At 70.1% G+C, this 19,072-nt stretch carries 11 protein-coding genes, 1 pseudogene and 1 riboswitch; of the genes and pseudogenes, 7 read left to right on the top strand and 5 right to left on the bottom strand.

Annotated elements, in window-relative coordinates; translation table 11 throughout:
* Window positions 1-40: 40 nt before the first annotated feature.
* Both ACQP1S_RS12080 and ACQP1S_RS12075 read right to left on the bottom strand, forming a co-directional pair.
* Entirely contained in the window at window positions 41-2,914 is a 2,874-nt protein-coding gene (locus ACQP1S_RS12080; RefSeq protein WP_432906258.1) for a glycosyl hydrolase family 95 catalytic domain-containing protein, read from the bottom strand.
* Window positions 2,915-3,191: 277 nt separating this feature from the next.
* Window positions 3,192-5,900, bottom strand: a complete 2,709-nt coding sequence (locus ACQP1S_RS12075) for an RICIN domain-containing protein (protein ID WP_432906255.1) — start codon at window positions 5,898-5,900, stop codon at window positions 3,192-3,194.
* Between the two features lie 604 nt (window positions 5,901-6,504).
* On the opposite strand from ACQP1S_RS12075, the gene ACQP1S_RS12070 reads away from it, so the two are divergent.
* Entirely contained in the window at window positions 6,505-7,587 is a 1,083-nt protein-coding gene (locus ACQP1S_RS12070; protein WP_432906253.1) for a LacI family DNA-binding transcriptional regulator, read from the top strand.
* 232 nt (window positions 7,588-7,819) lie between these two features.
* On the opposite strand, the gene ACQP1S_RS12065 is transcribed toward ACQP1S_RS12070, so the two are convergent.
* Window positions 7,820-8,209: a hypothetical protein gene (locus ACQP1S_RS12065; RefSeq protein ID WP_432906250.1), complete on the bottom strand. Its 390-nt coding sequence runs from the start codon at window positions 8,207-8,209 to the stop codon at window positions 7,820-7,822.
* A gap of 744 nt (window positions 8,210-8,953) precedes the next feature.
* Here ACQP1S_RS12065 and ACQP1S_RS12060 point away from each other — a divergent pair.
* Window positions 8,954-10,156: a bulb-type lectin domain-containing protein gene (locus ACQP1S_RS12060; RefSeq protein WP_432906247.1), complete on the top strand. Its 1,203-nt coding sequence runs from the start codon at window positions 8,954-8,956 to the stop codon at window positions 10,154-10,156.
* Window positions 10,157-10,788: 632 nt separating this feature from the next.
* Here the strand turns inward: ACQP1S_RS12060 and ACQP1S_RS12055 are convergent.
* Window positions 10,789-11,454, bottom strand: coding sequence for a TetR/AcrR family transcriptional regulator C-terminal domain-containing protein (locus ACQP1S_RS12055; RefSeq protein WP_432907977.1), 666 nt, complete (start codon window positions 11,452-11,454; stop codon window positions 10,789-10,791).
* Window positions 11,455-11,522: 68 nt separating this feature from the next.
* On the opposite strand from ACQP1S_RS12055, the gene ACQP1S_RS12050 reads away from it, so the two are divergent.
* From ACQP1S_RS12050 to ACQP1S_RS12035, 4 genes and pseudogenes are all read left to right on the top strand, one after another.
* On the top strand, window positions 11,523-13,010 hold the full coding sequence (locus ACQP1S_RS12050; protein WP_432906244.1) for an FAD-dependent monooxygenase: 1,488 nt from the start codon (window positions 11,523-11,525) through the stop codon (window positions 13,008-13,010).
* A 105-nt stretch (window positions 13,011-13,115) separates the two neighbouring features.
* Window positions 13,116-13,328, top strand: a riboswitch (cobalamin riboswitch).
* Window positions 13,329-13,444: 116 nt separating this feature from the next.
* Window positions 13,445-14,056 (top strand): hypothetical protein, encoded by a 612-nt coding sequence (locus ACQP1S_RS12045; protein WP_432906241.1) that lies wholly within the window; start codon window positions 13,445-13,447, stop codon window positions 14,054-14,056.
* A gap of 57 nt (window positions 14,057-14,113) precedes the next feature.
* Window positions 14,114-15,751 carry an ABC transporter ATP-binding protein gene (locus ACQP1S_RS12040; protein WP_432906238.1) on the top strand — a complete coding sequence of 546 codons (1,638 nt, stop codon included), beginning with the start codon at window positions 14,114-14,116 and terminating at the stop codon, window positions 15,749-15,751.
* Window positions 15,748-16,458: pseudogene (locus ACQP1S_RS12035) on the top strand (ECF transporter S component); the annotation flags it as partial. The gene ACQP1S_RS12040 and the pseudogene ACQP1S_RS12035, both read left to right, overlap by 4 nt.
* Before the next feature lie 105 nt (window positions 16,459-16,563).
* On the opposite strand, the gene ACQP1S_RS12030 reads toward ACQP1S_RS12035, so the two are convergent.
* On the bottom strand, window positions 16,564-17,913 hold the full coding sequence (locus ACQP1S_RS12030) for a lysine N(6)-hydroxylase/L-ornithine N(5)-oxygenase family protein (RefSeq protein WP_091253994.1): 1,350 nt from the start codon (window positions 17,911-17,913) through the stop codon (window positions 16,564-16,566).
* A gap of 127 nt (window positions 17,914-18,040) precedes the next feature.
* On the opposite strand from ACQP1S_RS12030, the gene ACQP1S_RS12025 reads away from it, so the two are divergent.
* Entirely contained in the window at window positions 18,041-18,985 is a 945-nt protein-coding gene (locus tag ACQP1S_RS12025) for a methionyl-tRNA formyltransferase (RefSeq protein WP_432906235.1), read from the top strand.
* The last annotated feature ends 87 nt before the right edge of the window (window positions 18,986-19,072 follow it).

Genomic DNA, 19,072 nt, shown 5'->3' with positions numbered 1-19,072 from the left:
CCAGATGCGATGCTGTTGTCCCGACGTGTGCCCTCCTGCCTCAGGCGTCAAGGAGCTGCCACTCCTGGCTGATCTCACTGCTGACCGGTTGCTGGACCGCCCTGGCGCCGTCCGCGGTGGAGCCGCCTTCGATCCCGACACACCAGCCATTGCCCACGTTGACGAACCGGTAGTACCCGCTGGTCGTCGCCGGGACGAGATTCCACCACTGGTTACGTCCGCCGTTGTCGGCCCACTGCACGAGTGCCGCGCCCTGGCCCGAGCCACCTGGGCTGTCCAGGACCTTCCCGCTCTTGACACCGGACAGCCGGAATGAGCCATCGCTGTTGGGCAGTAGTCGCCACTGCTGGTTGGCGGCGCCAGTCCACGGCCACTGGACGACAGCTGCCCCGTCGGCGGTGGAGCCGCCGTTGACGTCCAGCACCTTTGCGCTGCGCCGGTTGACCAGTCGAACGACGCCGCCGGCCGCCGCTGGCAGACTTACGACAACCTGTGTCTGTTGCCCGGCCGTCAACGAGATCACCCGGGCGTGCGGGCCGAGCGGGGAGGGGGCGACCGTCGCGGAGGTGGTGATGGATGCCATCCCGCGCCGGCTGAGGAGGGTGATCGCCTGGGTGATCGTCGAGGTGAGTGCCACGGTTACCGACCGACCAGGCAGGTCCCAGGAGAGGCTGTGAATGCGGACCTGGTTGCGGCCGCGGACCCCGGTGATGGTGCCCCTGGCGAGTTGGCCGGGCAGGGCGGGCAGCAGCTCGATGACGCCGGGCCTGGTGTACACGAGTGCTTCGCTGAGCACGGCCGGCAGTGTGTTGGCCGCATCGGCGTTGTAGGTCTCCAGGTTCGGGTTGTGTGCTGTCATCAACGACCGGAAGATCATGTTGTTGCCGACGATCTTCCGGAGGTTGCCGTAGACGCCGGCGGCGTCCTTCAGCCGAGCGGAGGCGAGGGCCCGATGCAGGCTGCCGTGGGCCGAGGTGTTCTCGTCACCGCGTAGCGCCAGGGCCTTGAGCGCGGCGGTGACCAGGGCGGGCGCCTCCTCGGGATTGATCTCGTGCAGGGGCCACGCGCCGTACAGGTGATGGACGTGCCGATGGTTGTAGCGGTCCGTGAGTCCCGGCCAGGACCATTCGGCGAGGGCGCCGCTGCCGTTGACGGTGTACGACGGCAGCTTCGCCAGCAGGGCTGTCCAGCGTGCCACGCCCTGGCCGGCGCCCTGTTCGATACCGAGCGCGTTGGCAGCCTCGACAGCCACCCGCAGGGCGTGTCTGCCGGCCTGGATGTCGCCGGTGGCGTTGATCGCCAGCAGGACGTTCGTGTTGGCCGGCGAGTTCTCCATCGAGAACGACGGTACGAACACCACGCGGCCGGCCGAGTCGGTGCGGGTCAGGAAGTCCTCGTAGAACAGCGCCAGCTCCATCAGCGCCGGTCCCAGCTTCTCGGTCAGAAACATCCGGTCCCCGGTGACCTGGTAGTACTCCAGCAGCGGATAGAGCAGCCAGTCCGCGCCACCGGTCCAGCACTGGCCGGGGAAGCCGGGGTCGAAGTGCAGCATGTAGCCGTACTCGCCGTCGGTCCGCGATGGCGCCAGGAAGCCGCGGGCGCCGTACAGGTTGCGAGCGTTCGTGCGCCAGTGGGCGAGCTGACCGAGGATCAGGTTGAAGTAGCCCTGCATGGCGTCGGTGAGGTCGAGAATGTTGCCGCCTGCGACCTGCAGGTTGATGTTGGCGTCGGTGGTGAAATCGTCGGCCCAGGCGCCGTTCCAGGTGCCGGCCCAGATTCCGGTCAACCGCGGCGGCAGCACGCCGCTGGAGCTGATGAACAGGTAACGGCCGCTGTCGTAGAGGCGTTCCAGCAGGGCCACGTCGATGGTGGTGCGGTTGGCGTTCTGCCGGGCGATCAGCTGGGTGGTCGACAGTTGCCGGTCGGCGGCGGAGACGTTCAGGTCCAGGCGGGAGCGGTCGTACATCGCCGAGTGCAGGGTGACGTGCCGGGCCCGCAACTCGGCATAGTCGGCGCGGACTGCGGCCAGCGCCGCGTGCAACGGCCTGCTGTCCCAGGCGGTGGACGACTCGTAACGGTCGAGTTTGGTCAGCAGGAGAAGCCTGGTTGCCGCAGTGACGACGATGGTCGACCCGTTCGCGGCAACCGTGCCACCGGTGGCGACGACCCGGGTGACGCCCTCGAAGCCGAACGCGCCCTGCCCGGACGGGTAGGCGCCGCGCAGGTTCAGGTAGCCGGAGCCGTCAATGACGCTGGCCTGGGTGGTGAAACGGACCGAGCCGGGGACGCCCGCGAGGGACGTGTTGGCGCTCAGCGTCGCGTCGATCGATCGGCCGGATGCCGGAGTCAGTTCGTGTACGACGACGTTGTCAGCTCGGGAGGCGAAGGCGCGGCGAGTCCAGGTGCCGTTGCCGTCGGTCCAGGTGGAGGTGACCTCCCCGGTCCGGAAGTCGGTGATCCGGGCGTAACCGTTGGCCGTGGTCATACCGGGAGTGCTGATCTGCAACTCGAAGCCGGGGTGGTAGGTCTGGGTCCAGCGCAGGCTCCAGCCGGCCGCGAAGTCCGTGTTGGCTCCGCTGTAGTTCCCGGCCAGCGCCTTGTCCCGCACGCCGGCCAGCCGCCCGGAGATTACCGGCGGGGTCACACCCCGGCTGCCGTTGGGCATCACGAAGCGGTGGTGATTGAAGATCACCTTCTCGAGGGCCGGCGTCCCGTAGAGGACGGCACCGTACTCGCCGTTGCCGATGAGGAACCCGTCTGTCCAGGCTGTCGCCGCGGTCGCGTCGTAGATCCCGCGCTCGGGCAGCGTGACCTGAGGCGCAACGGCCGCGGCCCGTCCGGCGCCCACAGTCGGGACCAGGGCCGCCGAGCCGGCGGTCAGCGCGGCGGAGACGAGCAGGCGCCTACGACTCACGGGCAGGTCTGACATCAGAAGTTCCTCTCGACACCGAGGCTGAAGGTGGTGCGTCATATCGTCCGGCCCTCGCAACCCGTCGGGTCGGGGTGAAGGACGACGGATCTGCATGGTCGAATCGATTCGAGATGAGTCTCGTCTGCATTGATGCATGCCAGTTGGGTCGAGATCGGGTCGTGGTCTACTCGGGCACGGGGAACCCCGTGCCCGAGTAGACATCACGACGATCGTCAGCTGGTCACCGGCGGTCGGGCTCGACATCCACCTCTGGTGCTGGTCAGGCGGGTGCGAACTGCCACTGTTGGTTGGTGCCGCCGTTGGCGGTCCACTGCACGACCTGCGCCCCGTCGCTGGTCGAGGCGCCGGAGACGTCGGCGGCCAGTCCGCTGCTGCGGCTGACGATGGTGTAGTAGCCGTCGCCGGTGGGTCGCAGGTACCACATCTGGTTGGCGCCGCCGTTTGCCGACCACTGTTGCAGTTGCAGGCCCTGGGTGGTGCTGCTGGCGTTGACGTCGAGCATCTTTCCGGAGGCGGTGTAGCGCAGGGTGTAGGCGTCCTGGGTGGTGCTGATCGTCCAGGTGGGGGTGCCGCTCTGCTGGACGGTCTTGGCGCCGTCGGCGGTGGAGTTGCCGGCGATAGCGAGGGGCTTGCCGCTGTTGCGGTTGACGATGCGGTAGGTGCCCGGTGTGGGTCCGGTCCCGCTGCCTCCGCTGAGGTTGAAGTACTCGACCGAGTCGGTGAAGACGGGGCTGCCGGCCTTGGTGGTCGACAGCTGCAGGTACACGCGGCTGCCGGTGTTGGGGGTGGTGAAGGACACCGGCTGGGTGACCCGTGAGCCGAGTGGGACGGTCAGGTTGGTGCTGCCGGTCGCGACGACCGCGCCGGTCGGGCTGTCGAGCCGGGCGGTCCAGGTGAAGCCCACCGAGGTGTCGGCGAAGTCGTCGTTGAACACGGTGATGTTGCGGGTGACCGTGGCGTTGCGGGCGTAGCTGGGTACCGCCTGCGGCAGCGGGAAGGTGCCGTTGGAGTCCGAATTGCCGGAGGCGGACCAGAAGGGAAGGTCGACCGCGGCCACCGGGTTGAACGCCGCCTGTACGCGCTGGATCTGCGGGTTGCTCCACGGGTCGGGCAGGTTGTCCACGCCGTAGATGGGGTGACCACCCTCCTCCGGGGTGAAGTCGGTGCTCCGCACGCCGGGCACCACGCTGGCCCAGGCGGACAGCAACGTGTACGGACGCAGGTCGGTGGCGCCCTTGCCGCGCTTGGCCAGGGTTGCCGTGGCGAACCACTCGAAGCCCTGCTTGTTGTTGCAGGCGGGCCAGATGTACTCGCCCTCGCCGTCGGGCCGCCCATTCACGGTGATCAGGCCCTCCCCGTACCTGCCGAAGCCGTCGACGTAGTGTGGGATCACCGCGAAGTTGGCGTACGTCATCCCGGGATACAGACTGACATTCCCGCCGACGCCCACCTCGGCAATGATCGGCCGGGTGCCGTCGGCACCGTTCATCGCCGCGTACAGCTCCTTCTCGAACTGTTCGGAATCCTGGCCGCTCTGGTTCGGCTCGTTGTTCTGACTCCAGCGGATGATCGCGGGGTGGTTGCGGTCGCGCAGGACCAGCGCGCGGGCGTGGTTGACCATGTTGTCGTGCCCGACGGACTCCTTCCACTCCTGCGAGGATTGGGAGCCGCGAATCGCGACCTCGTCGATGATCATCAGGCCCATCTCGTCGGCGACATCCAACATGTACGGGCTTCCGGGCTCCTGGTGGATGCGCACCACGTTGTAGTTCAGCCGCTGGTAGTTGTCCACCGCCTGCGGCCAGCCGCCGTTGCCGGACGACGGGGGCAGGAAGCCGGGCAGGGTGTGGTACGCGTCGCCCTTGCCGCCGTTGTTGATCCGGTCATAGTCGGCACCCTGGAGGTTGTCGCCGCGGAAGTTCACCCGCACGCCGTTGAGGTAGTAGTAGTCACCGTTCTGGGTGGCCTCCCGGAACCCGAACCGGTAGTCGGCGTCGCTCGTCCGGCCGTCATCGGTGACGGCATGCACCGCCAGCCCGTGCAGCTGCGCCCGGTACCCCGACCGGTACGGCACGTTGGGCCACCAGTACGAGGTGCTGTCGAGGTTCCACGCGACCGGCCCGACGGTCACGACCGCGGTCGAGCGGGCCGCCACGGTGACCGTACGGCTGGGCAGGTCCGGGTAGCTGAAAGCCGTTCCGTTCTTGGACGACAGCGACCCGGTCAACGTCACCGATCGGGAACTGCCCGACGTGTTACGCACCGTCACGTCGTAGGTCAGCGTCTTGTTCGCCACCGACGTACGCACGAACGTGTCGCTGACGTACACCGCCGGGTACACCCGCAGGAACGCGGACCCGAAGATCCCCTGGGGGACCGCCTCGGACCAGGTGGCGGCGTCGGGCACCAGGTACCGGCCGTTGGATGCCTTCAACGCGCCGCGGCCCTTCACGTTCACCGTGATCGTGTGGGTGGTGCCGGGCGCCGCATAGGCGCTGATGTCGAAGTTCGACGGGGTGAACGCCGTCGTCTGGGTGGCGACCACCCGGCCGTCGACCGACAAGGTCGCCTGGTGGTTGACCGCGCCGAACTCGATCCAGGCCGACTGCGGCTGCCCCGAGTCCGGCACGGTGATGCTGCGCGAGTACACCGCCTCGTTCACGGTGGTGAAGCCCTGCTTGTACCAGCCGCCACCGGGCACCGCGATCGTGGTCGCCGCCCGGCCCGCGGGCGTGAAACCCCAGGTCCCGCTCAGGTCGACCGAGGCGATGGCGGCGTTCCCGGCCGCCACACCGTCAACACCGGCGGCCGCCACGGCCCCCGTCTCGCCCGGTGCGGCCAGGGCCGGCCCGGGGTTCGCCAGGGGCAGGCCACCCAGCGTCAGGGTCAGACCGAGCGCCACGGTCGCGGCAAGCCCTCTGGCCGACGCCGACAATCGGCCACCCCAGTGGACGTTCGTACGATGCACGGTTACCTCCTGTGACTCGTGCGCCAGCTCCGCTACACCGGTTCAGGGCGCAGCTTCAAGGCCGACACTCGAACCGATTCGACAAATCTGCCGGCGTCGCCGACCACCCGGGAAGGGTGGCTGCAGCCCGGATACATAGATATGTATTAATGCGTGCGGTGAGCATGAAGTCAAGGTTTCGAGACGGTTACTTCCTGCTCCTGACGCCTTGCAAACGTCGAGCGGCCGCCGATGAGTACGACCCTTCCGGAATACCAGGGCATCGCGCTCCGGCATTCCGCGCCGCCGGTCCACCGACGCGGCACCGGTCGATTAGCGAACCGATTCGCCTCCATGGCACCCGGCCGCGTGGAGACGTCGAAGGCGTGGACAGCACTGCCGTCCTCGGCGAAGTCGGCAGGCGCCCCGGCCCGCCCTGTTCGATTCGAAACTGGGGTTAGGGTGTTGACAAGGAACGTGCTTCGCCAGCCTCACGGGCGGGTTACGGATTCTTTACGGTGATTGCGTAGACATGACAGCGCAATCATACAGGACTATGGCCGGCGATGGGGGTGCCGTGACGCGACTGGCGAGGCCGGGTGGAAGCCCTCCGACGCCGCGCAGCGTGGACGTCGCGCGGCTGGCCGGCGTCTCCCAGAAGACGGTGTCCAGGGTCCTCAACGACGAGCCGTATGTCTCGGCCGACGTGCGCCGGCGGGTGCTGGACGCCGCCGAGGAGCTCGGCTACCGGCGCAACCAGGCGGCCCGGGCGCTGGCCTCCGGGCGGACCCGGTCGATCGGCGTGGTGACGCTCGGCAGCGCCTTGTACGGGCCGGCGTCGTGGCTCATGGGCATCGAGCGGGCCGTCCGGAAGATGGGCTACACGCTTCGGGTGGCCACCACGATCGAGGGCGACCCGGGCGGCATCGCGAGCGCCCTGGCGTCGCTGCTGGACCAGGGCGTGGACGGCGTCGTCATCTCCGAGCCGATCGACGAGGGCGTCGGCATCATCAGCGTGGACGTGCCGGTCCTGGTCCTGGGCGCGCCGCCCACCTTCACCGCGCCGCAGGTGGTGACCGCCAGGGTCGGCGCGGGCCGGCTCGCGCGGGCCGCGACCGAGCACCTGCTGGAGTTGGGGCACGCGACCGTCCATCACCTGGCCGGCCCGCAGCGGTGGTATTCGGCACGGGACCGCCTCGCCGGCTGGCGCGAGGCGCTGCGGGCCCACGGCGCGGACGAGCCGCCGGTCGTCGAGGGCGACTGGTCGGCCGCGTCCGGCTACGCGGCGGGCCGGGAACTGGCCGGCGACGGCACCGTGACCGCGGTGTTCGCCGCGAACGACGACATGGCGATCGGTCTCATCCGCGCGCAACTCGAGGCCGGGCGCCGGGTGCCCGAGGACATCAGCGTCGTCGGGTTCGACGACATCCCGGTCGCCGCCTACGTCACTCCCCCGCTCACCACCCTGCGGCAGCCGTTCGACGCCGTCGCGCAGCAGGGCCTCGCGCTGCTGGTACAGGTCATCGAGAAGCCGGGCGTCGAGCTTCCACCGGCGGCCGACCAACCGGTCGAACTCGTCGTCCGCGCCTCGACGGCGCCACCACCGCCCCGGCCGATCCCGGAACAGGGCCGCCGTGCGACCCCCCACCCCCACGGTGGCCCGCACGGTCAGCCTGCCGGCAGCGAAGTCCCCTCCACCCGGCCCTGATCAGCGTCGATCGTCCACCTACCGCGGCACGTCACCGAGGCCCGCACCAGCCGTCGCTGACGAGCGGCGGTAGCCCCCGCAGACGCGCACCTCTCTCGATCCCCCCGTCCCCCGCACTCCGCTGCCCGGCCCTCCTGCCTTTTGACGGGAGTTCGCCATGCCACATCGCCCCCGCAGTTCCCGGTAAGCCGCGGCGGCGGTGTTCGCCCAGTTCACCAGCGGGTCCGGGCGACTACGGTGAGGGCTTGAGCGCCTCCAGCGCGCGGAGCACCAAGCGCCGGCCAGCCTCCCGGTTGCGTGGTTCGTTGGAGTCGACCGGGTGTTGCAGCACCCGCCGTAGCACCACCCGCACCGGGGGCAGCACCCCGCCGAAGTGCTCGGCCAACTCCGCTCGGACGCCCGACTCGACGTGTTCACAGCACCACGCGGCCAACTCGTCGTCGTGGAACGCGCCGGGCCGCTCCTCGAGCGCGACCACGAAGGCGAAGCCGTCCGAGGGGTCTGGCTGCGGCTCGAAGTCCGCTACCGCGCGGGCGAAGCCGCTGCAGTTGGTCTGAGAGCCAGCGGTGGCCTGGACGTCGCGGACCGGGGTGCGCCAGGCGGGGGTGCGGACCGGGGCCATGCTCGCCAGGCTAGCAGCCAGCCATCTCCTCGTTGCCGGGTCAACCGTCCACCCGGTACGAACCGGATCTGGCCGAATCGGCAGCTGACCAGCCAGGGAGGCCAGGCGGCCAGCCTGGCGAAATGGACACCAGTCAGGCCCTGACGCATCCCCAGCTATGGCTTGGCGGCATCGCGCTCAAGTGACAGATGTACATGTATTGTGTGCCCGGCGCTGGACGCTCCTGCGTCGTTGGACTCGTCACACAAGGGCGGCACCGTCCGACCCGGCAAGGGACCGAATGATCAATCCTTTGACAGGCTCAGCCGGTGGCCGGGCGGAGTCCGAACGGCCGGTGGCTGTGGCGCGGCTCGACGCGAACCCGCCGCCGCAGGGCCGGTAGGGCAACCGCACCGCCAGCCGAGGTGCGCCACTCGGGCCGATGGCACAGGACTTCCACGGTACGTCCGGCCTGGGCGGCGGCGACCGTGCCGTCCTCGGCCGAACGTCCACCGAGCCATCCTCGCCCTCAGCCGGGACCTCTGCCGGCTGCCACAGGGCAGCGACCCCGGTTGACCGACGCTCGGCGACCATATCGATCAGCTCGAATCCGGGCTCGACGCGCTCCATCAGAATCGACGACCGCGCCGACACCTCCACGGGTGCCGGCGGCGGACGCGGACCGGACGCACCGCCAGACCCTCGCCGCAGAACCGGTGAGACCACGTTCCGGGGCAGCGGCCCGGATCCCTGAGGAGACGAACAGTGACAGCAGCACGATGGCGGCGCGCGATCGCCGGAGCCGTGTCGGCGGCAATCATGACGGTCGGCGTGATCGCCGCCGCCGCATCGCCCGTCCAGGCGGCTCACGGCACCCGCCTGTTGGGCCCTGGCGAACGACTCACCGGCGGGCAGCATCTGCTCTCCGGCAACCGGCAGCACAGGTTGGCCATGCAGACCGACGGCAACCTGGTCCTCTACCGGCCGAACGGCTCATACTCGTGGCAGACCGACACCGACGGCCATCCAGGCGCCTACCTGGACATGCAGACCGACGGCAACCTGGTCCTGTACCGGGCCAACGGCACGTTCATCTGGCAGACCAACACACCCGGCCGGAGCGGAGCCCGCCTCGAACTGCAGGACGACGGCAACCTCGTGCTGCTGCAGTCCGGCCGGGTGCTGTGGCAGACCGACACCTGGATCCCCAAGAGCGTCCTGTCGCCGGGCGAGCGGTTGACGCCCGGTCAGGACATGTACTCGGCGGACAGGCGCCACAAGCTGGCCATGCAGACCGACGGCAACCTGGTCCTCTACCGGCCGAACGGCTCATACTCGTGGCAGACCGACACCGACGGCCATCCAGGCGCCTACCTGGACATGCAGACCGACGGCAACCTGGTCCTGTACCGGGCCAACGGCACGTTCATCTGGCAGACCAACACACCCGGCCGGAGCGGAGTCCACCTCGTACTGCAGAACGACGGCAACCTCGTGCTGTACCAGGGCGCCACGGCGATCTGGTTCACCAACACCGTCGTCGGGCAGCACTCGCTTCCGCTGCCGCGTAGCGCCGCGCCCCGCAGCAGGTACGACGACCCGCATCATGACTACCCGGCCGTCGACATCGGGGTCCCGACGGGAACGCCGGCCCTGGCCGTGGCGAGTGGCACCGTCCAGACATTCTACAACGCCAGCTGCGGCAATGGCGCCACGCTCACCGCGCTCGGCGCGATCTTCACGTACTGCCACTTCTCCGCCCACCGTGTCGGGTCCGGCGCGCAGGTGTCCGCAGGTCAGCAGATTGGCGACACGGGCAACACCGGCAACTCCACCGGACCACACCTGCACCTGGCGATCCAGGTGGGCGGCGGCAGCCGCTGTCCCCAGCCGTGGCTCCTGGCCGTGTACGACGGGGCCGCGCCCCCGCCGGTGACCAGCCTGCCGACTTCGGGCTGCAGCTACTGACGAGCGGCGACGCGAACGCCACGGCTCCCGGCCCTGGCGTTCGCGCCACCGACTCGCCCGGTGAGCCGGAGAGCTACCGGGGCAGCCCGCCGTGGGTCTCCCCCGCTTGATGGAGCGGTGGCTACCTGCTGCCGGTTCGTGCACACGGCCGCGGCCATCGGCAAGAGCGGATCCGCTGGTGGATGCCTTGAGTGGTGCCACGACGGCCAGCAGCGGCACGATCAGCGCGAGCGTGCCCGCGCACGGCACGGTGGTCTACCGGGTCAGCGGCGGCGTCACCGGCGATCCGCAGACGCCGACGCCGACGCCGACCAGCCTGGTCAGCATCTATCGGGCGCTGCCTCGACGTGCCGAGCAGCAACACCGCCAACGGCACCCCGCCGGTCGTCTGGGACTGCACCCGATCCCCTGCCTCGGCTCGGCCCGCGCTCCACCCCGGCGGCGATGCCGGCCGGGGACCTTGTGTGGCCGCCGCCGTCGGGGATGTTGCCGAGTTGTCTGACGTCGACGTGGACCAGTTCGGCGCAGCGGCCAGCCGCCGATGACGACACCGAGCCAGCCGTAGCCTGCCGGAAGGTCCCTCACCTCGGCCTCAGCCGACCACTGTCATGCCCAGGACAGGGATTCCCGGCCTATTTTCGGAGCCCGACACGTAGGCCGTCGATCAGGGCTGTGAGCCCGAATTCGAAGTGGGTGGCGAAGCCGGGATCGGTCAGTGCCGCACCGGCTGCCGCCAACGCGGGATAGGCCCCGGGATCCAGGGCCCTGCGCAGTTGGGTCAGGTCGGCCAGGTCGCCGGCGGCCGCTTGTTCCTCAAGGGTGTGCCCGATGGTGAAGTGCACGATCGAGAACATCGCACGTGCGGCGTCGTCGGGCGCGAAATCCGCCTCGATGAGCGCCGCGACGGCGGCCTCGGCGAACCCCAGGGTGTTCGGCCCGATCGAACGGGTGCCGGCATAGACGCGGGCGCCGTCGCGGTGGGCGAGCAGGGACGCGCGCAGCCGATGGGCGAGAGCCGTGACGGTCTGCGCCCAGTCCGGGCCGTCGGCGTCGTCTGCGCATCCGGTGAGCATCCGTTCGGCCATCGCGGTGAGCAGGTCCTGTTTGGTGGCGAAGTACCGGTAGAGGGCTCCGGCCTGCGCGTTCAGCGCCTCGGCGAGACGGCGCATGGTCAGCGCGTCCAGCCCGCCCTCGTTCAGCAGGCGCAGCGCCTCGTCGATGGTGCGCTCACGGTCGAGCCTGGGCGGCCGACCTCGGGTCGGACCTGATTTCGGTTCGGGGGTTGCCTCAGCGCCCATGGTCAGCACTATAGTGAACCACGTTCACGTGAACGATGTTCATTAATCATGCGGGATGGGAGTATCGGATGGATGCCGAGGTGATCGTGGTGGGAGCGGGCCCCACCGGGCTGATGCTCGCCGGGGAACTGGCCCTGGCCGGGGTCCGCGTGCGGGTCATGGAACGGCGCGACTCGCCCCAGCGCCACTCGCGGGCGCTCACCCTGCACCCGCGAAGCGTCGAGGTGCTGGACCAGCGCGGGCTGGCCGGCACATTTCTGTCGCAGGGAAAACCTGTGCCCGGATGGCACTTCGCGGGACTACCGACCCGGCTGAACTTCGCCGCGCTGGACAGCCGGCACGGGTACACGCTGTTCCTCGCCCAGGCGCAGACCGAGCGGCTGCTGACCGAATGGGTGCGGGGCCTGGGCGTACCGATCTCGCGTGGTGCAGCGGTAACCGGGGTCTCCCAGGACGCCGACGGTGTCGCCGTCACGGTCGGCGACACCGTGCTGCGGGCCATGTATGCCGTCGGCTGCGACGGTGGCCGCAGCGTGGTCCGGGAAGCAGCCGGGATCGAGTTTCCCGGCACCGACGAGACCCTCACCGGCCTGCTCGGCGACTTCGCCGTCGTGGACGCCTCCACCCTGGGCCGGGCCGAATCCGGTGGGGTGCTGGCCGTCCCGCTCGGCGACGGGACGACCCGCTTCGTGGCCGTCGACCCGCAACGGATGCGGGAGCCGTCGTCAACGCCGGTGACGCTCGACGAGTTCCGGGCCTCGCTGCTGCGGGTCTGCGGAACGGATTTCGGGGTCGCCGAGCCCCGCTGGCTCTCCCGCTTCGGCAACGCCACCCGACTCGCCGCACGATACCGGGCCGGCCGCGTCCTGTTGGCCGGCGACGCCGCGCACATCCACTTCCCGGCGGCCGGGCAGGGCCTCAACACCGGGCTGCAGGACGCGGCGAACCTCGGCTGGAAGCTGGCCGCGGCAGTGCACGGGTGGGCACCGGACGGACTGCTCGACACATACCACGACGAGCGGCATCCGGTCGGTGCCGCCGTCACCGCCAACACCGAGGTGCAGACGCTGCTGCTAGAGCTGACGCTCGTCGGACAGTACGAACGGCCGGCGACCGCCCTGCGCGCGTTGCTCGACGATCTGCTCGGCATCGACGTCGTCAACCGGCGGATCGCCGGCGCGGTCTCGGCACTCGACACCCGGTACGGCACGTCTGCGGAACCACTGATCGGTGCCCGCATGCCCGACGTTGCGCTGACCTCGCACGCCAGCGTCTACGAACTGCTGCGCGGAGGCTCGTTCGCACTACTCACGTTGACCGACGCCGGCCCGGCGACGGGTGAGGTGGCCAGCTGGGCCGACCGCGTCGTCCTCGGGGCAGCCTCGGCCGGATCGCACCCGGCCCTGGCCGGCGTCACCGAGATCCTCGTTCGCCCCGACGGCCACGTTGCCTGGCTCAGCCGCGACGACCAGCCGGCGAGCGAACGCACGAACGCGCTGACCGTCTGGGCGGGCGAGCCCGCTTCTTCCACGGTGAAGACCACCCGTGGGGGTTAACGTGTCCGAGCTGGTCACCCATGACCCGAACAGCGGCGGTACGCCTGTGGCGAGAACCGTGTCCCGCGCCTCGGACACCGGCCACGGCAGGCGGCGGTGGGGCGCACGATCGCGGACGGTGCTGGTTCGCCTCTCCCGTCCTCGGGCGAGGCGTCGTAAGAGGGAACCCGGTGCAAGACCGGGACTGCCCCGCAGCGGTGAGTGGGAACGACCGCCGTCAACAGAGCACTGGACCGCAAGGTCTGGGAAGCGACGGCCAGTAGGCGACCCTGTGTCACGCCCACGAGTCCGAAGACCTGCCAGCACTGCGCGTACCACCGGTACGCGCCGTCGGCGGCCTCTCGGGAGGGCCAGGGCGGAATGTCGGCTACGCCGTGGCGTAGCCGTCTTCCTCTCTCGCGTGGTCGCCGGTCACCGCGAGGGAAGGACCACCTGTGACCACCTCATTCGGGCAGAGCACCGTGCTCGGCTACCCCCGGATCGGCGCCCACCGCGAGTGGAAGAGGGCCGTCGAGGCGTACTGGGCCGGCACGCTGGATGCCACCGGCCTGGAGGACATCGCCACCGGGCTACGCGCCGACGTGTGGCGGACGCTGCGCGACGCCCGGCTCGACGCCATCCCGTCCAACACGTTCTCCTACTACGACCACATGCTCGACACCGCCGTCGCAGTCGGTGCGGTCCCCCACCGCTTCGCCCGGCTCGGCCTCGGTCAACTCGACACCTACTTCGCCATGGCCCGTGGCGTCGATGCCGCACCCGCGCTGGAACTCACCAAGTGGTTCGACACCAACTACCACTACCTGGTGCCGGAGATCGACCCCGACACCGTGTTCGCGGCGCATCCGGAAAAGGCCCTGGGCGAGTACGCGCAGGCGCGTGACCTGGGCATCAGCACCCGACCGGTGCTGGTCGGGCCAGCCACCTTCCTACTGCTGGCCAAGGGCGACAATCCGTTCGCCCGGCTCGACGACCTGGTCGACACGTACGCCCGGATCCTCACCGCCCTGGCCGACGCGGACGACGGTGGCCGTGCCGGTCAGTGACGCCATGGCGTCCACCCGCGCCAGCGACCCGGTGACGCCCCTACCCGGAGGTCGCGCGTGATCACCTTTGACCGGGTGACCGTCCGCTACACCGACGACGGTCCACCGCCGCTGCGCGAGGTGACACTGCGGGTCGATGAGGGCGAACTGTGCCTGGTCGCCGGTCGCACCGGGGCCGGCAAGTCGACGCTGCTGCGGGCGATCAACGGGCTGGTGCCGCACTTCACCGGCGGCACCCTGTATGGCAGCGTCATCGTCGACGGCCGGGACACCCGTCATCATCCGCCCCGCGACCTCGCCGACATCGTCGGCGTCGTCGGCCAGGACCCGCTGTCCGGATTCGTCACCGACACCGTCGAAGAAGAGCTGGCGTACGGCATGGAGCAGTTGGCCCTGCCAGCGGCGGTGATGCGCAAACGGGTGGAGGAGACCCTCGACCTGCTCGGCATAGCCGAGCTGCGACACCGGCCGCTGCGGACCCTGTCCGGCGGGCAGCAGCAGCGGGTCGCCATCGGCGCGGTCCTCACCACCCACCCCCGGGTGCTGGTGCTCGACGAACCCACCTCCGCCCTGGACCCCACCGCGGCCGAGGACGTCCTCGCCACCGTCACCCGGCTGGTCCACGACCTGGGCGTGACCGTGGTCCTGGCCGAACACCGCCTGGAACGGGTCGTGCAGTACGCCGACCGGCTGCTCTACCTGCCCGGCGACGGCCGGGTGGTCGACGGGGAGCCGGCGGCGGTGCTGGCCGATGTCGATCTCGCGCCGCCGCTGGTCGAGCTGGGCCGCCTGGCCGGCTGGGCACCGCTGCCGCTGTCGGTCCGCGACGCCCGCCGACGGGCCGCCGTCCTGCGTCAGCAGCTCGCCGACACGACGCCTCCCGACCCGACGTCCGCCCCGGCGACCACCCCGGCGCTGACCGCCCGGAAGATCGTCGTGCGGTATCCGGGCACCGTCGCCGTGGCCGGCGTCGACCTCGACCTGCATGCCGGCCGGGTCGTCGCGTTGATGGGCCGCAACGGCTCCGGCAAGTCGAGCCTGCTCTGGGCGGTGCAGGGCAGCGGACCCCGCCACACCGGCACCGTCACCGTCCCCGGTGGGGGCGGGCGGGATACCGTCGATCCGAAGAACCTGTCGGCGGGTCAGGCCCGCCGGCACGTCGGACTCGTCCCGCAGACCCCGGGAGATCTGCTCTACCTGGAGACGGTGGACGCCGAGTGCCGCCAGGCCGACCGGGAGACCGCCGCGTCGGCCGGCACCTGCCGCACCCTGCTCGACCGGCTCGCCCCCGGTCTGCCCGGCGACCGGCACCCCCGGGACCTCTCCGAGGGGCAGCGGCTGGCGCTCGTCCTCGCCGTCCAACTCACCGCCGCCCCACCGGTGGTCCTGCTCGACGAGCCGACCCGTGGCCTGGACTACCTCGCCAAGCGGCAGTTCGTCGCCCTGGTACGAGGGCTGGCTGCCGCCGGCCACGCGGTGGTGGTCGCGACACACGACGTCGAACTCGTCGCGAACCTCGCCGACCGGGTGATCGTGATGGCCGACGGGGACATCGTGGCCGACGGCACCACGGCCGAGGTCATGCTCGCCTCACCGGCGTTCGCCCCGCAGGTGGCCAAGGTCCTCGCCCCGGCCCCGTGGCTCACTGTCGAGCAGGTCACCGCCGCGCTGGGGCCGACCAGGGAGCCGGCATGAGCGTGCTGCGGATCGCGCCGCGCACCGCCGTGGTGCTGGCCCTCGCCTCCGCCGCCGCGTTGGCCACCTTCACCTGGCCATTCTTCATTCCCGCCCATCCCGAGAGCACCGCCCGCACCGGCGAGGCCCCACTGGTCTTCCTCGTCATGCTGCCGGTGCTCGTGGCGGTCGTCCTGGCCGAACTCAGCTCCGGCGGCATCGACAGCAAGGCCCTGGCGATGCTCGGCGTACTCGCCGCCGTCAACGCCGCGCTGCGCCCCCTCGGTGCTGGCACCGCCGGCATCGAAACCGTGTTCTTCCTGCTCGTCCTCGCCGGTCGGGTCTTCGGGCCGGGCTTCGGGTTCCTCCTCGGCTCGACGTCGCTGTTCGCCTCCGCGCTGCTCACCGCCGGGGTGGGCCCATGGTTGCCGTTCCAGATGCTGTGCGCCTCCTGGATCGGGCTCGGCGCCGGCCTGCTCCCCACACGGCTACGCGGCCGGACCGAGGTGGCCGTCCTGGCCGGATACGGGGCGTTCGCCGCCTACGGCTACGGCCTACTGATGAACCTGTGGTTCTGGCCGTTCAGCCTTGGCGCGGACACTCAACTCTCCTACGTCGCCGGTGCGCCGGTGCTGGACAACCTGCACCGCTTCGCCGTGTTCACCGCCGCAGTCCGGAACGCCGGTGGCGGCACCGCAGCCCGGCCCCGACGTGCGTGCCGGCTGGTCAGGCGGTGCACCTCCCGGGGAGGGATGAACCATGCACGGGAGCGCCACACCCACCTGACGGGCACCGGCCACGGCGGCCGGATACTCAACCTCATCGACTCCGCGTCAGTCCGGCACGCCTGCGGTCACCGCGACGCGGGTGGCCATCGGGCGGTCATCGGTGCGACGGCCGACGATGGAGCCGAGAATCTCGCCGGCGCGTACGGCCGCGTTGGACAGCAGCGAGGCGCTGATGCCGTGCGAGTGTTCGGTGCCCCCCTGCAGGTAGACGTTGGCCAGCACGGAGGCGTCCGCCCGGATGCGGTAGTCGCGCTGCACCACGGCCCGGCCGAACTCGTCCCGGTGGTAGTACCGGGCCGCGTCGTCGAGCAGCGGGAACGGATCGACCGGCTGGTAGCCGGTGGCGCAGATCAGGACGTCGGCGTCGAGGACCGTCACCTCGCCGGTGGTCAGCGTCTCGACGGTGACCGCCACCCTGCCGTCGCGCTCGCGGGCTCCGGTCAGCCGGGACATGTTGAGCAGGCGCAGCCGCTGAACGCCGGTCACCTTCTCCTGGTAGGAGCGCCGATAGAGTTCCTCGATGAGGTCGGCGTCGACGACCGCGTAGTTCGTGTTGCGGTGGTAGTTCATCAGCATCGTCTTGACCTCGGACGGCGCGGTGAAGTAGTCGTCCACGGCGGCCGGGTCGAAGATGCGGTTGGCGAACGCGCTGTCGTCGGCCGGGCTGTAGCCGTACCGGGAGAACACGCCGCACACCTCGGCGGTCGGGAACCGCTCGTGCAGGAACGCGGTGACCTCGGCGGCGCTCTGGCCGGCGCCCACCACGACGAACCGGGACGGGTCGGTGCCGTCGAGCCGGTCGACGTTGGTCAGCAGGTCACGGCTGTGCCAGATCTGGTCGGAGACCTCCACGCCGGCCGGGGTCTGCGCAAGCAGCCCGGTCGCGATGACGAGATTGCGAGCGCGGTACGAGCTGACGCCGTCACTGTGGCGTACCAGCACGTCGAAAGCCTCGACGACGCCGTCGCGGAGCACCGGGACGACCCTGGTGACCTCCTGGCCGTAGCGCACCAGGTCGCCGACCTTGGCCGCGGCCCACTCAAGGTAGTCGTGGAACTCGACGCGCAGCGGGAAGAAGCTCTTGTGGTTGACGAAGTCGATCAGCCGTCCGTGGTCCTGTAGGTAGCACAGGAAGCTGAACTCGCTGGTGGGGTTACGCAGCGTGACCAGGTCCTTGAGGAAGGACACCTGCATGGTCGCGTCCGCCAGCAGCATGCCACGGTGCCAACCGAACCGGGCCTGGCGCTCCAGGAACACGGCGGTGAGCGGGTCGGCCGCGCCGGGGCCGCCGTTGTGCTCGTGCACGGCGACCGCCAAGGCCAGATTGGACGGACCGAAGCCGATTCCGAGCAGGTCGTAGACCGGTGTGGCGCCGTACGGAGCGGCCTGTGACATCGGCGGTCCTCATCGTCAGGTCGAGCGTGTCGACATCCTGCGCATGAAAGAGCCGCCCCCCAGGGACGGCAGAAAGCTAGGTTAGACTAACCTAACTTTCGCCGAGTTGGATGGGCCAGGAGGAACCGTGCGGGTAGTCATGTTCGGGTACCAGACGTGGGGGCATCGGACCCTGCAGGCGTTGCTGGACTCGGAGCACGAGGTCGCTCTCGTGGTCACGCATCCACCGAGTGACCACGCGTACGAGCGGATCTGGAGCGACTCCGTCGCGGACCTCGCGGCGGCGCACGGCGTTCCGGTCGAGGTCCGCGACCGGCCCGACGACGATCTGCTGGTCCCGCTGGAGAAGGCCGATCCGGACGTCATCGTGGCGACCAACTGGCGTACCTGGATCCCACCGCAGATCTTCGAGCTGCCCCGGCTTGGCACACTCAACGTGCACGACTCGTTGCTCCCCGCGTACGCGGGCTTCTCGCCGTTGATCTGGGCTCTGATCAACGGCGAGAAGGAGGTCGGGGTGACCGCGCACATGATGGACGCGGAGCTGGACGCCGGAAACGTCGTGTTGCAGCGGTCGGTGCCGGTCGGCCCACGGGACACGACGACCGATCTCTTCCACAAGACGCTGGAGCTGTTCGGGCCGATCACCGTCGACGGTCTCGCGCTGATCGCCTCGGGCAAGACCGACTGGACGCCGCAGGACCGCTCGAAGGCCAGCTTCTTCCACAAACGGTCCGATGAGGACAACCGCATCGACTGGACCTGGTCGGCGGAGGAGCTGGACCGGTTGATCCGGGCGCAGTCCGACCCCTACCCGAACGCGTACGCGTTCCACCAGGGGCGGCGGCTGCGCATCACCGCCGCGTCCGTCTCGCAGGGCAACTACGGCGGTACGCCCGGTCGGATCTTCATCCGCGAGAACGACGCCGTCGTCATCGTGGCCGGCGCCGAGGCCCGCCGCGGCAGGAGCCGTGGCCTCGCCATCGAGCGGGTCCGCCTGGACGACGGCACCGAGCTGACCGCGACCGAGTACTTCCGCACCATGGGCGGCTACCTCACCAGCCACCCGTGACGCCCGGGCGCTGATTCGTACGGGCCTGCGGGGCTCGCGCCGATGGGCCGGGCCCCGGGTCCGTCGCGCCTCGAATCCGCGCATTTA

The sequence above is a fragment of the Micromonospora matsumotoense genome (genome assembly GCF_050951065.1).
Classification (GTDB): Bacteria; Actinomycetota; Actinomycetes; order Mycobacteriales; family Micromonosporaceae; genus Micromonospora; species Micromonospora matsumotoensis.
Note: the sequence above shows the minus strand (reverse complement) of the source record. Positions and strands in the feature narration are given on the sequence as shown.